The organism is Nocardia tengchongensis, from assembly GCF_054781395.1.
The window spans coordinates 41,213-53,467 of sequence record NZ_BAAGUM010000006.1; the positions used below are offsets into that span (position 1 = coordinate 41,213).

The window sequence follows — 12,255 nt, forward strand, 5'->3', positions numbered from 1 at the left end:
TGTTAAAAACCCTTGGGGCACAGAGGTTCTCCTACGCCTCGGCCTGCATACGCGCGGCCCACTCCGCCCACGCAGCCTCCGAGCGGGGCTGTTCGGTGGCGGGCCGCGGCGCCGGGGAGTTCTGCTCGGGCTCGGCGGTGGCCTGCGGGGTCATCGCCGGGCCGTGAGCCTGGTCGGCTTCGGGGTGTTGTTCCTGCCGCTGCCCGGCGCTGGCGCGGGGCTTGCGGGTCCCGGGGAACGCGCCATAGCCGTTGGTCGCCACAGTTTCAGTCTGTTCGGGTCGTAGCTGGCTGATCTCGCCTTCGAGGCGCTCCAGCCGCCCGGCGAGGTCATCGAAACGGCGGGCGTTGTCTTGCCGCAGCTGCGCGATCTCGGCGCTGGTCGGCTGCCCGGCGGTGGCGTCTGCGGTGTGGGTGAGGCGTTCGCGGTGCTGGCGCACTCGCTGCTCACTCGCTGCGGCGGCCAACCGGGCCCGCACTGCAGCGTCGCCCGTGATGGGTTCGAACACGTTGCGGGCGACCGGCTTCGACGGATCGCCGTCGATGTCGTCGAGGGTTTGCACGATCTGGCCGCGTTGTTCGGCGGTGAGCACCGTGTCGTGGATGGTGTGCTCGATGCTGGCGCGCAACCCGGACAGGTAGGCCACGCCAGTGGCTCGTTCGTCGGCCGAAACGCCGGCCACAGCACGGGTCTCGGCGGCACGGGATTCGCGCTGGTAGTCCTCGGTGCGGGCTTGGTACCAGGATTGGGTGGTGTTGATTTCGTTGGTGAGGGTCTTCTGGGCGTCGCGCAGTTCGGTGACGAACTGCTTGTAGTCGGCGCGGGACAGGCGGATCGATCCATCGGCGGTGGCGCGTTGGATCCGCTGCAACAACTGGAAGATCAGCGCCGACAGCTGCGGCCAACTGCGAGCCAGCTCATCAACTTCGTTACCGGACATGGGATTTCCTTCCTCTTTCAGGGATGTGAGTGATTGGGTGATCAGGCGGTCGCCTCGCCCGTGGCGGCTGCGCGGTCGCGTCCGGCGGCCGCGCGCCAGGCCCGCCACCGGGCACGGGCCGGTCGGGAATGGGCGAAGCAGAACCGCGACACCGCGGCGAAAGCGATTCCGCCGTGGTCGGCGATGGCGTGGGCAGCGATGGCGGTGTCGGGGCGGCCCAGGCTGATCCACGCGCCGTACCCGACCCAGCCCGCCAGCCACACCAGCAGCGGGATGACGGCCGCGGCCGGTGCGCCGGACGTGGTGATCGCCCACATCAGCGGGCTGGTGATGGCGATCGCGGCCAGGAGCGGGCGGGCGCCCAGGGCCTTGCGGCGGGCTCGCGTCGCCCAGGTGGGGCGGGTCAGTTCGGTGTGTTTGATGCCGGAGGACTCCATGAGCGCTTGCAGCTCACCGTCCCAATCGATGCCTTTGTTCGTGCTCATGCCAGAACTCCTTGATGGTTGTCGTGATGGTTGGTTTCGAGACCGGATAGCCAGTCCGCGTCGCTGACCGCGCTGGCCGTCGGGTCCTCGGTGGCCGCGCTGGTGTCCTCGGGGGTGTCCGCCTCGGTGGCCAGGTAGCGGCGGACGGTGCGTTTGCTGACCGCGAGCTCGGTGGCGATCCGCGCATGCGTCCAGCCCTGGCCGTGGAGTGCACGGGCACGCTCACGTCGAATGGCTGCCTCGCTGTCCTCCCCGCTGTCCGGGCTCGCGATGAAGTCCGCGTGGCCGGACACCGAGGACATTGCCTCGGAGGTCGGGAGGACCGGCTCGCGCAATGCATCAATCTGGACGGCGAGCGGAATCTCCCGTGTCGCTGCGGATTTCGACCGTCCTGCCGGGAACGACTGCGGTACGGCAAGCGCCGCGTCGTTGTACCGGTTCGTGTCGGACGTGGGCGGGGTCAGAGACAGCAACGCGAACCCACAGACCACCATCAAGCCGTCGAGAGTGAGCGGCCCGAATTCTGCCGCTGGGTGCCCATATCCCCAGGCCAACAGGACTTCTCGGACGTGGCTGTAGGAGATCACCGCGGATCCGAACGCGACCGCGCCGGCCCCGCCGAAACGTGCGGCGGTCCAGGCGGGGCCCCGTCGCCACGCGACCCGCGCCAGTACCTCGATGCTCAGCAGCAGGCCGATGGGCCAGATCGCGGCCCCGAGCCGGGCGGCGATGACTAGCGCCAGCCCGTTGGGCATGTGGACGGTCGGCAGGTAGGTGTGCAAGACGTTGGTGGCCACCGAGGTCAGCGACCCGAACACGAACCCGGTGCGAGCTACCAGCTGACCGCGTGGCTTATCGGTGCGGGTGGTCATCGTGTCCACCCCCTGGCTGCCCCGCTGTCCGGGGTGTCCTCGGTGGTGTCCGCCTCGGTGTCCGAGCCGGACACGCGAGCCTGCGTGTTCCGGTCAGGGCGGTCAGTGTTGTTGTGGCGGTGGCTGTTCTGGGTGGCCACGTAGGCGGTGATCGGGCGCAGGTAGTCGGTCATGCGACTTCACCGCCCTCGCCGTCGAACCCGAAATCGGCGCGCCGGGCCCGCCCGGAATCCAGATCCCGCACCGCCCGCAACGGCACCCGCGGCTGCATGTTCGCGGCCCACCGCTCCGGATTCGGGTCCGCCGGCAGTTCGGCGATCTCGTCCAGATCGACCGGGATCACGTGTCCCCATTGGGCTTTGAGCGCGTGCACCCAGACGACATCGCCGCGGTCGAACTCGGCGAGCCGGTTCGGATCGATGAAGAAGGTCTCCCGGTTGCCCAGGGTCCCCTCATCGCCGACACGGCCGCCCTTGGAATGGCGGGAGTTCTCGGTGACCGGGCGGGTCCCGAACACCTCCGACACCTTCCCTGCGCCTTCCAGCGCCATCAGCAGGGCCCCGGACGGGCATGCCTCCATCAGGCGGCGCCGCTCGTCCTGTGTCTGGCCGAGCCCGTATTGGTTCTGGGCGGAGAAGATCGCGACCACGCCCATCCCGAGCAGCCGTTCGGCGATGGTGAATTGGTTGATGCCACCGGTCTTGTCCGACACCGCCGACATCTCATCGACGATCAACACGATCTGCCGGTCATGCTCCCCACACGCGAACTGCGAAATCAACGTCGTGATCGCAGCGACCTGAGCACGCGCGTACTCGCCGCGCACGGTGCCCGGAGTGGTCGCATAGATGACATCGAAGGAATCGAGCGAGCGGCCGCCGTCGAAGCCCTCACCGATCGCGTTGAAGATGTTGCGGAACTTGCCCGCCACATCCCCGACCGCGGGCGGCTTGTTCTGCTGCAAATCCGCGATCTCGGCCAGGATCGCGTCATGCCCGGCCCAGGCGTCCTTCAACCACTCCAGGCTCAGGCGCTGCTGGAAGTCGTCCTTGCTGGTCGGCTTCCCGCCCGGCGCGGTCACCGCCAGTTGCACCACGCGGATGCGGTTCTGTTTGAAGTGTTCCGCGCCGGCGTCGGTGGCCTGGACCGGGTTGATCATCGATTCCAACGTGGCGCACTGATCCTCGACGGACATGTCCCACAGATCGAACCGATTCGTGATGGGCCACAACGCGATCCGCTCCGGCCGCACCCCCTGCCGATGCGCGATCTTCACCACCTGACGGCCCGTCGCCAACCCGGGCTTGCCGCCCTTGCAGTCCAAGAAGATCAACAAGGGGCGCTTCTCGCCGGTGCGGACGTAGCGCCGCCAGTACGCCTCGTACAGGGCGGTGCCGAGGCGGATCTGCATGGTCGTCTTACCGGCCTTCTGCGACTTGCCCAGCACGATCATGTGCCCGAGACCCTCGATCGGGATCTCCAACTTCGCCGACCACTTCTGAGCTAACTGCGTCACCGTCGTCGGCTGCGTCGCATCCGTACGCTCGGACAGCGGCCCGAGAACTACGCGGTTGTTCAGCCAGCCGGTGGTCAGTGGGGCACCGTATTTCGCGGCCCGCCGCGCGGCACGCGCCTGCCCGTGCTGTTGACGGCGCAGGAGCCGCCGTGTCTTCCATGGCGAGTCCACGCCCTCGGTCCCCAGTCGGGACAAGAACCTCGCCCGATACACCGCGGCCACACCCCACGCCAACGGCAGGCACCCCGCCGTCATCGCCACCAGCGCACCCGAACCCGGACCCGACGCCGTCAGCACGTGGGTGCCCTGCCACCACAGGTTCGGGGCGGCGAACCAGGAGTTCGTGAGCACCATCGCCCCGACCGGCAACACCAGGGCGCCGAGCGCGTAGTTGCGGACCTGGCGGGCGTCCCAGCGCCGCCAGTTCGCGAACCAGTTCATCGTGGCCGCGACCGCGACTATGAATCCAACGCCGAGCAGCACGGTGCCCAGGAACGCGAGGACCTCAGTGACGCTGGAGAAGTGCAGATGCCAGTCCGGGGCCCGCCAGCCGCCCGGCAGCTCCGAATTCTCGAACCTGTCCGGCGAAGGTGTCTGCGGGGCAACCGAACTCACTACGAGCTGTTGCGGTGACGCGGGCACGGATGCCGCCGACGTGAGCCCCGGGGTCGGGACCGCGGTGGGGCCGCAGTCCTGCGGGGTGATCAAGGGAACGCAATCGGTCATCTCAGCTCACCTGCTCTCGGGGCTGCATGCCACGCGCGATCGTGGCGTCCAGGTCATGGATTTCGAGATTCGGCAGCCGATCGACGTTCCGGTTGTGCGCAATCCGCGTCGCGGCCGTCTCTACCGCGCGCCGCAGGCCCTCGCCGCGCACGAAGTACACGACGCCGGCCAAGTCGTTGCGGTCGGCCGCGTCCAACGCCGCCGAAATCGCCCGCGTCAGGCGGCCGTCGCCGAACTTGCGCGACAACTCGACCTCGACCGCCCACACCTTGTCCGGATCGGCGAAGTCCCGGAACCAACCGTCATGCACGTGAACCTCGGGCCGGCCGGACTCACCCCGGAGCCGCCGACGCAACAGCCGCTCACTCGTCCATACCCGCGGGTCGGTATTCAGTCCGGTCAGCGCCAACCGCAACTCCGTGACGGCGGTCAGGTGCGCGGCTGTCGACGCCTTCGGGGTCCACTCCCCTGGGTCGAATTCCAAATAGCTCCATGCGGTCGCGCGGGTCAGCGATAGCCACAACGGGCCGTGCGGCGCCGTCTCGTGCTCGTCGAAGGTCGACGAGTTCCGCCAGGGGCCGCTCGACCCGTAGTCGACCCGGGCCACCTCGGCGTGTCCGAGCTTCTTCAACCGGCGCGCGAAATCCGACGCCGCCCGCGGGCCCCGGCCCATCGCCCGGCCCACCGTGTCGAACGACAAGCCGTACTGCTGGGCAACGAACTCCTCCAGACGGGTCTCCCACGCCTGCAACCGAATCTGCGGCTCACTCATCGCGCCACAGCCTCACGCGGGCACTCCCGCGGCCACGCCGCCACCTGCGCTGTCCCCGGCGCGGGGCAGGTCACCACCGTGGACGGCAGGCCCTCCCGGGAACCGAACAACAGCACGCCCAGGTACAAACCTGCGGCGAAGACGAAGCCCAGCAGGACCAGGATCGCGAAGCCAAGCGGAGACACCGTCGGCCGGCCGCGGTATCCGGTCATCAAGTAGTCGTTCATCGCCGACCACCCCGCCGCCGACCGAACGGGCCCCGAGAGGACCAGACGACTCCGACCACACCGACCAGGAACACCCCGACCAAGAGCAGGATGGCCACCTGAGGCACAAAGACCCCGAGCGCCAACACGAAAAACAACAGCAGGAAGGAAACCCGAATCATGCCGCACCGTCCGAGAAACTGATCGGAACCGGCTTGGCCACCGCCAGCAGCTCACTGCGTTCGACGCGGAGCAGCCTCGGTCCCATCCTGTACGCCGCGAGATGACCACCGTCGATCCATCGCCGGATCGTCTTGATGTCCACCTTCGCCAGCGCGGCGGCCTCGCGCAGACTGATCAACTGGCCGGTCGGGGCCCTCATGTCCCCGGATTGTCGCTGTGTCATGAATGTGCCTCCTTCGACGGGCATGGCGTGAAATGCCTTGCCACATCAGAAAACTCGCGAACGGAGGTCCAGAACACGGCACATCAACCGGCACACGAAACACAGACGGCACACGTAGGCTGAGGCGGTGCCGGACGGACAGGACTCGAAACAGATGATCAGAGATGCCCGATCGGGGTCATTCCCCGAATCGCTACCGACTTCCCTGTCAGACCGTCGGTCGATCTGCGAGAACGACTGGAGCGCTTTTCGTAATATCAAACATACGGTTGACCACTGGTCTCGGAACGAATGGCCTTCCGGACGAGAGGTCTTCTACTGGTACTTGACTTTTCGGAATCCGGAACTAATTGACCTGGCACAGCTCTGTCAGAATTCCTTGGAGTCCGACGGTTTTGATTTGGTTCCCCTTGATGGGCTACATATCACCATTTTGAGGATCGGTAATTATGGCGAAATTTCCCAAGAAGAGATCCAGGCCATAGCCGATGGGGCCAAGGCCGGTTTAAGCGATATCGAATCTTTCGACCTAACAGTCGGACCACTGGCCGGATCCCGCGGCGCAGTGCGATTCACGGTTTCTCCATGGACAGAGTTGTTCCGGCTACACCGGATTCTCGAAGCGGCCACCCGTAAGGTACTTCCAGATCTTCCGATCGCGAGCACCCAGAGATTCCGGCCGCACCTCGGAATCGGTTACAGCAACCGCCAGCAGGAAGCCGCCCAGCTCATTAAGCAAGTTGCATCCCTCCGGGACGCAACTCCGGTCGCCGTGCAAGTTGACGCCGTTAAGCTTGTTCGACTTCGCCGCGAACCCCACGCCTACCATTGGGAAGACGTAGCGACACTCGCCCTGAAACCTAGCTAGCCTTTGCAGGCGAGGAGAAGTCACGAACACGATCGGACCAATCGCGAAGCACCTCTTGGTAGTCCCGCGCTTCCGAAGCATCGAACGATTGGGTGGCAGTGCCGAACTCATGGGCACGCTGCCACACCGATCGGATAGGCCGTTCTTCGGAGAAAGTCAGCGCTTCGGCCCCCAAGTGAACAGCCTGCTCGACATCCGGGCTGGAGGACTTGACCAGTGCGGTGGCGATATCCAGTCGGACCAACGAGCGACTCCATACTGAATCAGAGCCGTCGACAAGCGATTCCACCTGATGGCCATACTGGAGCGTTTTCTCGTAGTCGCCAACCGACAGGTACGCCGTCGCAATGTTCGCGGCGAGCCTGGCTTGGCTGTAGGGCTCGAAGGTCAGCGCAGGTGACAGCCCATCCGGAACTGACAGGATCTCCGCGAGGGTGTTCGCTTGTTCGACCGCGGCATGAACCCCATTGAGGTCGCCGATCTTGCCCAGTGCGCGCGCTAATCCATTGGACAACAGGCGGATTGCCTGCGGGCCTTCAGGCGCGAACTGAAGCCCTTCCTTAGCCAGCGCAACCGCCATACCGTACTTGCCCATGTAGTAGGCGCAGAAGCTCTCGGTGCCCTTGACCCAAGCCTGCAATTCCGGATCTTCGATCAGCCCTGCCACATGGAAGGCTTCCTTGGCGTACATCCTGGCCAGAGGGAATCTCCCTCGGTTCACCGCCATATAGCTCAGCATACCGGACAGCTTGGCCCCCAACTCGTACAGGCGCTCAAGCTGTTTCGGGTGCTGGCGCTGCAACGTGAGCTCATGAATTCGCCGTCGCAAGGCGATAACTTCCGGAGCTAGTCGCCCCGGGCCTTCGACCTCATATCGGTCGATGATGTCCTCCAGGGCGAAATCAACGATCTCCAAAACCGTATCGTCGGCATCGATTTCACCCAGCATCTGAAGCCGCTCGGTTATCACCAGTGGGCTCTCAAATGACTCGACCAGTGCCAGAGAAGGTTTCCGATCGAGCTTCACCCCCGGATATCCGATATCCGCCGGACTGAGATCGCGCTTGACCAACTCACTCAGTACATTCAGCATCACCGCACATGTTCGCGGCTTCGGCTCAGCAGTCACCCCGGTCCGATACTTCTGGATGTTCGAGTGCGAGGTCTCCAGCGCTTCACCACCGTCGAGGCGACTGGCCTCCTGCATCCGGTTCGCGAGCCCATGGTTCTTGATGCCGGCCTCCTCCATGACAGCCATCAGCTTCATGTTCGGTTGCACAACTCGCGCCATAGTCGGAACACCTCGATCCCCACCGCGAACGGTCCTTCAAGTCAGTATACGTCCTCAAATGTCCACTGAGACAGTATTTTTCGGTTCAACCACGGTGTTGCTGGGCGATAATGAATCACAGAAGCCGACTCTCCATGACCAGCGATCGAACATCTCAAAGGGGGTCTGACATGGGATGGGCTCAAAAACTCCCCAGTGGGCGATACAGCGGTCTCTACCGCGACTCCGCGGGCAAGGTGCGCCGGGTACCGGGCACCTTCACCACAAGGGCAATCGCGGAACGCAAGGCCGCCGCGAAGGAAGATGAGGTTCGCGAAAGCAAGTACCACCCACCGGAGATGATGACGTGGAACGAATGGCGTCCACGGTGGACACTCCGACGCGTGGTCGACGAGGGTACCCAGAAGATCGACGACCACCGGATGGATAAGCACCTGGCTCCAAAGTGGGGCGCAGTGCGGCTCACCGACATCACTCAGCCTGACGTCCAAGGCTGGGTCGCCGACCTCCGAAAGACGTTGGCGCCAACCAGCGTTGACAAGTGCTACCGCCTACTCAGCTCCTCGCTGAAGTCAGCCCTTAAGGCCAAGCTCATCCCTGAGAACCCCTGTCACGACATCGAATTGCCCAAGCCCGGACCAACTCCCGAGCGCTACCTCGAAGACGACGAGGTCGCAGCTCTCCGCGCCCCGCTCGATGAGTTCGACCAACTTATCTTGGATGTCCTAGTCGGCACCGGTATGCGCATGGGCTAGGCACAGGGCCTACACCGCGAGCACATCAACCTCAAACGCAAGACGATCAGCATCGAATGGGCATGGGACAAGGCCGCCAAGCGGATGAAGGCCCCAAAGGACTGCGAGCGGCGTGTGATCCCTATCGGAGAGAATCTGGCCAAGATCCTCACCACTGCGATCAAGAAGGGCGGACTCGGAGAACCTGCGCCAGTTCGGTACGTCGACGATGGTCGAACGGTCCGCAGCGGCTTGCTGTTGGCACACACCGACAACCGCCCATTCGACCAGGACAACTTCAGGGATCGATTCGTAGCCGCAGTACGCGTCGCTTGGGTTGGCGACGGCGACGACAAACGCCGGTTGGGTTCCGTACGCCCACACGACCTTCGACACACCTACGCCGGCCGCCTCGTAAGGGCGCGTGTTCCATTGCAGCAGGTGCAAGAACTCCTCGGCCACGCATCGCTTCGGACGACACAGCGCTACGCCAAGCTGGGAGACAGCCAATGGGATCAAGTACGGCAAGCGCTCAACTAGGTCGGCAAGTCCACTCAGCGACGCGACTGAACGCCAAAGCACGCTAGTTCAATCTGGCCGGCCACCACGTCCGGATGTTTGCCCGAAGAAGAACCCGAGAATCAGCAAGACCATGCTGGTAAGGACTTCCGGCACCTGAGTGTGGATGAACATGGCGATAATCAATGCAAGGGTGAGGACACCGAGGAGGAGACTGCCGATAAGGACAGCCGCGGGTTCGCGCTCCAGAAGCGACTTGCGCATCTTCCAGCGACGTTCCTGCACCTCAAGCTTTCTGATCTCGATCGCCGTAGCATCTTCCTGCGCTTGAATCTTGGCGTCGAGATCCCGCTGTCGTTGCTCAACTCTGGATACAAGGTCCGAAAGTTCGCTGCGGACCGATGGATCCTCGACCTTCTCCTCGACAGCACCCCGAATCTCCGCCAGTTGCTCCTGCCTTGCCAACTCGGCGTACCGATCAAGAAGCCGAGATTGGCGCTTCTGAAGCAGACCCACCACGTCGCGTCGTCCGAAGACGAATCGCTCCCCATCGGCCTCGCCACGAAGGTTCTGATCCTCGTCTTTAGCCCAGTCGAGGATCATCTGTTCAATACGATTGATCCACTTCAGTAGGACGTCGGCCGAGACACCTTCCAGGTCAAACGAGATCCCCGCACTACTCAGCTGCTCATCAACGAAACGACGCCGCACCTGGCTGTACGCCCGACCAACCCTGAGATGTTCCGGCACATCGACCATCCAACTAACCCCTCCCGAAAAGCTCCACCCCAGCAGCGGAGTCGGGACGACGATATCGTCAAACCCCGTTGTCAGTGGCCTAACCGCAGCCGAGTTTGTGCCACGCCGCGCACCGCTTCGGCGGTTACTCCGGGAGCATGCCGACCACGATCACCAACACGATCTGGACCCACGAAGGAAGACCGACCAAACAGCTAGCAGGCAGCTACCCTGTGCTGCTACATGAATGCCAACACGAACCGCAGGCAAGATCGCGTACGATACACGAAAACCAGGTATGACCTGGGTCTTCGAAAGTGGGCGCAGAGGGTTTCGAACCCCCGACCGCTGGTGTGTAAAACCAGTGCTCTACCGCTGAGCTATACGCCCCAACCGCCCGGCAAGACCGGGCGACGGGTTATGAATCTAGTGTGGCGAGGGCTTTTTCCCAAGCTGCCTGGTCACGGGGCTCGCCGGGGCCGTTCATTTCGGCGAAGCGGATGATGCCGTCTTTGTCTACGACGAAGGTGCCGCGGTTGGGGTAGCCGGATTTGGCGTTGAAGACGCCGTAGGCCTGGGCTATCTCGCCGTGGGGCCAGAAGTCGGAGAGGAGGGGGAAGGTGTAGCCCTGTTCGGCGGCCCAGATCTTGTGGGTGGGCGGGGGGCCTACGGAGATGGCGAGGATTTCCGCGTTGTCGTTCTGGAACTTGGGGAGCTCGTCGCGGACCTTGCAGAGTTCGCCCTGGCAGATGCCGGTGAAGGCGAGGGGGTAGAAGACGATCAGGACGTTCTTGTGGCCGCGGAAGCTCGACAGGGTGACTTCCTGGTTGTTCTGATCCTTGAGCGTGAAGTCCGGTGCGAGCGAACCGATCTCGAGCGGCATGCGTTCCCCTCCATCCTGAAGTCCTGGCGCGCGGCACCGAGTTGTTCCGGCGCACAGTAGCGAGTGCGCCCGGCCGGACACGCGTGGTGTCCGACCGGGTGCACTCGATTCACTGAAACCCTAGTAGTGGAGGCCTCAGCGCTGCTTGGAGGGTGTCTTGGGCTGGGTGAGCTTGGTGCCCGTCCAGGAGCCCAGGGAGACCGGAGTGGTCGAGGTGAGGCCGGCAGGCGGGGCCGACTCGGCAATCTCACTCGGATCGACATGGCCTTGCTGCCCCGTTTTGGGGCTGAGCACCCACACGACGCCGTCGTCGGCGAGCGGGGTGATCACATTGAGCAGTTCATCGACCAGGTCTCCGTCACCATCCCGCCACCACAGCAGCACGACGTCGACCACCTCGTCGGTGTCTTCGTCGAGCAGCTCGGAGCCGGTGGCCTCTTCGATCTCGGACCGAAGCGCGTCGTCCGCGTCCTCGTCCCAGCCCAGTTCCTGAACCACCATGTCGTGTGAAATGCCAAGCTTCTGAGCGTAGTTCTGCGCGTCCGCCGCGGCGACCACGGTGGTGTCCTCCTCAATTCCCGACAATAGGTAGTTGCAAGCGAACATGGTAAAAGCCCCCAGCGCAAGCCGATCGGCCGAAATCGCTCCCTAAATGTCGTATGTGAGACTGACAGGACTCACCGGACAAGCCACCCGAAACCCCGCCCGACCTGGTCAATCGCTAGGCGGGGCAGGCGTTGCGGACCGCCGTCAAAGTATCGTTGACCTTGTGGCTCGCGTCGTTCAGCGGCGCCACCGACGAATTGGTCGTCAGCTTCCGCACCGACGCGGCCAGATCCCGGGCCGCGCTCGCGTAGTCGGTGAACTTCTGCGCAACCTCCGGCGCGAGGTCCGGCCCGGAGGCGGTCACCTGAGCCTCGACGGTCTTGGCCGCGTCCTCGAGCGCCTGCGCCGCCGCGTCGCGCTTGGCGTTCTTGTCGGCCACGCTCACGTCCGCCGCGTCGTGCGCGTCCACGAACTCGTTGTAGCGATCCACCTGAGCGCCGGTGGTCTTGCGGAACGGGCCGCAATTGTCGGAGGTCGCCTTCGCCTTCGCCGCGGCCTGCTTCGACGAGCTGGCCGCCGCCGCGGACGTGGCCGCGTCGGCCTTGTACGACGACACCTGAACCTGATTCGCCGTGGGAGTACCCTCGACCGTGTTCGCGCACCCGGCCAGTACCAAACCTGTTGCCAGAGCCCCGGACGCGCACAGCAATCCGAACCCCCGCGGGTTCAGCAGCTTCACTTGGTTCCTCCCCG

16 protein-coding genes and 1 tRNA gene are annotated in these 12,255 nt (G+C 64.3%); 3 read left to right on the forward strand and 14 right to left on the reverse strand.

The window, feature by feature from the left end; genetic code table 11:
* Nucleotides 1-31 precede the first annotated feature (31 nt).
* The 8 genes from ACYVKL_RS11205 to ACYVKL_RS11240 all read right to left on the reverse strand — a co-directional run bounded on the left by ACYVKL_RS11205 (nucleotide 32) and on the right by ACYVKL_RS11240 (nucleotide 5,899).
* Nucleotides 32-940 (reverse strand): hypothetical protein, encoded by a 909-nt coding sequence (locus tag ACYVKL_RS11205; RefSeq protein WP_379161815.1) that lies wholly within the window; start codon nucleotides 938-940, stop codon nucleotides 32-34.
* Nucleotides 941-981: 41 nt separating this feature from the next.
* Nucleotides 982-1,425 carry a hypothetical protein gene (locus ACYVKL_RS11210; protein WP_379161818.1) on the reverse strand — a complete coding sequence of 148 codons (444 nt, stop codon included), beginning with the start codon at nucleotides 1,423-1,425 and terminating at the stop codon, nucleotides 982-984.
* On the reverse strand, nucleotides 1,422-2,297 hold the full coding sequence (locus ACYVKL_RS11215) for a terminase gpP N-terminus-related DNA-binding protein (protein ID WP_379161821.1): 876 nt from the start codon (nucleotides 2,295-2,297) through the stop codon (nucleotides 1,422-1,424). The genes ACYVKL_RS11210 and ACYVKL_RS11215 overlap by 4 nt, the downstream gene beginning before the upstream one ends.
* Nucleotides 2,294-2,470, reverse strand: a complete 177-nt coding sequence (locus ACYVKL_RS11220; RefSeq protein ID WP_379161823.1) for a hypothetical protein — start codon at nucleotides 2,468-2,470, stop codon at nucleotides 2,294-2,296. Before ACYVKL_RS11220 ends, ACYVKL_RS11215 begins: the two co-directional genes overlap by 4 nt.
* Complete coding sequence (locus tag ACYVKL_RS11225; protein ID WP_379161826.1) at nucleotides 2,467-4,539, reverse strand: hypothetical protein; 2,073 nt, start codon at nucleotides 4,537-4,539, stop codon at nucleotides 2,467-2,469. Before ACYVKL_RS11225 ends, ACYVKL_RS11220 begins: the two co-directional genes overlap by 4 nt.
* Nucleotide 4,540: 1 nt before the next feature.
* Nucleotides 4,541-5,311: a hypothetical protein gene (locus tag ACYVKL_RS11230; RefSeq protein WP_379161828.1), complete on the reverse strand. Its 771-nt coding sequence runs from the start codon at nucleotides 5,309-5,311 to the stop codon at nucleotides 4,541-4,543.
* On the reverse strand, nucleotides 5,308-5,538 hold the full coding sequence (locus ACYVKL_RS11235) for a hypothetical protein (RefSeq protein WP_379161831.1): 231 nt from the start codon (nucleotides 5,536-5,538) through the stop codon (nucleotides 5,308-5,310). The genes ACYVKL_RS11230 and ACYVKL_RS11235 overlap by 4 nt, the downstream gene beginning before the upstream one ends.
* 157 nt (nucleotides 5,539-5,695) lie before the next feature.
* The gene (locus ACYVKL_RS11240) at nucleotides 5,696-5,899 is read right to left on the reverse strand and encodes an excisionase family DNA-binding protein (RefSeq protein WP_379161834.1); all 204 of its coding nucleotides are present in this window, start codon (nucleotides 5,897-5,899) and stop codon (nucleotides 5,696-5,698) included.
* Nucleotides 5,900-6,050: 151 nt separating this feature from the next.
* Between ACYVKL_RS11240 and ACYVKL_RS11245 the strand changes: the two genes are divergently transcribed.
* A complete protein-coding gene (locus ACYVKL_RS11245; protein ID WP_379161837.1) occupies nucleotides 6,051-6,791 on the forward strand; it encodes a 2'-5' RNA ligase family protein in 741 nt (246 codons plus the stop codon).
* Here the strand turns inward: ACYVKL_RS11245 and ACYVKL_RS11250 are convergent.
* Complete coding sequence (locus ACYVKL_RS11250; RefSeq protein ID WP_379161840.1) at nucleotides 6,784-8,082, reverse strand: NsdA family TPR-like regulatory protein; 1,299 nt, start codon at nucleotides 8,080-8,082, stop codon at nucleotides 6,784-6,786. The two genes, ACYVKL_RS11245 and ACYVKL_RS11250, sit on opposite strands and share 8 nt — an antisense overlap.
* A 170-nt stretch (nucleotides 8,083-8,252) precedes the next feature.
* Here ACYVKL_RS11250 and ACYVKL_RS11255 point away from each other — a divergent pair, with 170 nt between their 5' ends.
* Both ACYVKL_RS11255 and ACYVKL_RS11260 read left to right on the forward strand, forming a co-directional pair.
* Nucleotides 8,253-8,837 (forward strand): hypothetical protein, encoded by a 585-nt coding sequence (locus ACYVKL_RS11255; protein WP_379161842.1) that lies wholly within the window; start codon nucleotides 8,253-8,255, stop codon nucleotides 8,835-8,837.
* A 51-nt stretch (nucleotides 8,838-8,888) separates the two neighbouring features.
* A complete protein-coding gene (locus ACYVKL_RS11260) occupies nucleotides 8,889-9,356 on the forward strand; it encodes a tyrosine-type recombinase/integrase (protein ID WP_379165687.1) in 468 nt (155 codons plus the stop codon).
* Nucleotides 9,357-9,404: 48 nt separating this feature from the next.
* On the opposite strand, the gene ACYVKL_RS11265 is transcribed toward ACYVKL_RS11260, so the two are convergent.
* The 5 genes from ACYVKL_RS11265 to ACYVKL_RS11285 form a co-directional block, all read right to left on the reverse strand.
* Nucleotides 9,405-10,094, reverse strand: a complete 690-nt coding sequence (locus ACYVKL_RS11265) for a hypothetical protein (RefSeq protein WP_379161845.1) — start codon at nucleotides 10,092-10,094, stop codon at nucleotides 9,405-9,407.
* Between the two features lie 297 nt (nucleotides 10,095-10,391).
* A tRNA-Val gene (locus ACYVKL_RS11270) sits at nucleotides 10,392-10,463 on the reverse strand.
* Nucleotides 10,464-10,491: 28 nt separating this feature from the next.
* A complete protein-coding gene (locus ACYVKL_RS11275) occupies nucleotides 10,492-10,956 on the reverse strand; it encodes a peroxiredoxin (protein WP_213560183.1) in 465 nt (154 codons plus the stop codon).
* 135 nt (nucleotides 10,957-11,091) lie between these two features.
* Nucleotides 11,092-11,514 (reverse strand): DUF3052 domain-containing protein, encoded by a 423-nt coding sequence (locus ACYVKL_RS11280; protein WP_213560182.1) that lies wholly within the window; start codon nucleotides 11,512-11,514, stop codon nucleotides 11,092-11,094.
* A gap of 163 nt (nucleotides 11,515-11,677) precedes the next feature.
* Nucleotides 11,678-12,241: a hypothetical protein gene (locus tag ACYVKL_RS11285; RefSeq protein WP_379161848.1), complete on the reverse strand. Its 564-nt coding sequence runs from the start codon at nucleotides 12,239-12,241 to the stop codon at nucleotides 11,678-11,680.
* Between the last annotated feature and the right edge of the window lie 14 nt (nucleotides 12,242-12,255).

Excerpts from the sequence above, each read along its gene's own strand:
- ACYVKL_RS11215 (WP_379161821.1), bottom strand. The coding sequence starts at position 2,297 with ATGACCACCCGCACCGATAAGCCACGCGGTCAGCTGGTAGCTCGCACC.
- ACYVKL_RS11250 (WP_379161840.1), bottom strand. The coding sequence starts at position 8,082 with ATGGCGCGAGTTGTGCAACCGAACATGAAGCTGATGGCTGTCATGGAG.
- ACYVKL_RS11210 (WP_379161818.1), bottom strand. The coding sequence starts at position 1,425 with ATGAGCACGAACAAAGGCATCGATTGGGACGGTGAGCTGCAAGCGCTC.
- ACYVKL_RS11240 (WP_379161834.1), bottom strand. The coding sequence starts at position 5,899 with ATGAGGGCCCCGACCGGCCAGTTGATCAGTCTGCGCGAGGCCGCCGCG.
- ACYVKL_RS11235 (WP_379161831.1), bottom strand. The coding sequence starts at position 5,538 with ATGAACGACTACTTGATGACCGGATACCGCGGCCGGCCGACGGTGTCT.
- ACYVKL_RS11255 (WP_379161842.1), top strand. The coding sequence starts at position 8,253 with ATGGGATGGGCTCAAAAACTCCCCAGTGGGCGATACAGCGGTCTCTAC.
- ACYVKL_RS11265 (WP_379161845.1), bottom strand. The coding sequence starts at position 10,094 with ATGGTCGATGTGCCGGAACATCTCAGGGTTGGTCGGGCGTACAGCCAG.
- ACYVKL_RS11230 (WP_379161828.1), bottom strand. The coding sequence starts at position 5,311 with ATGAGTGAGCCGCAGATTCGGTTGCAGGCGTGGGAGACCCGTCTGGAG.
- ACYVKL_RS11275 (WP_213560183.1), bottom strand. The coding sequence starts at position 10,956 with ATGCCGCTCGAGATCGGTTCGCTCGCACCGGACTTCACGCTCAAGGAT.
- ACYVKL_RS11225 (WP_379161826.1), bottom strand. The coding sequence starts at position 4,539 with ATGACCGATTGCGTTCCCTTGATCACCCCGCAGGACTGCGGCCCCACC.
- ACYVKL_RS11205 (WP_379161815.1), bottom strand. The coding sequence starts at position 940 with ATGTCCGGTAACGAAGTTGATGAGCTGGCTCGCAGTTGGCCGCAGCTG.
- ACYVKL_RS11220 (WP_379161823.1), bottom strand. The coding sequence starts at position 2,470 with ATGACCGACTACCTGCGCCCGATCACCGCCTACGTGGCCACCCAGAAC.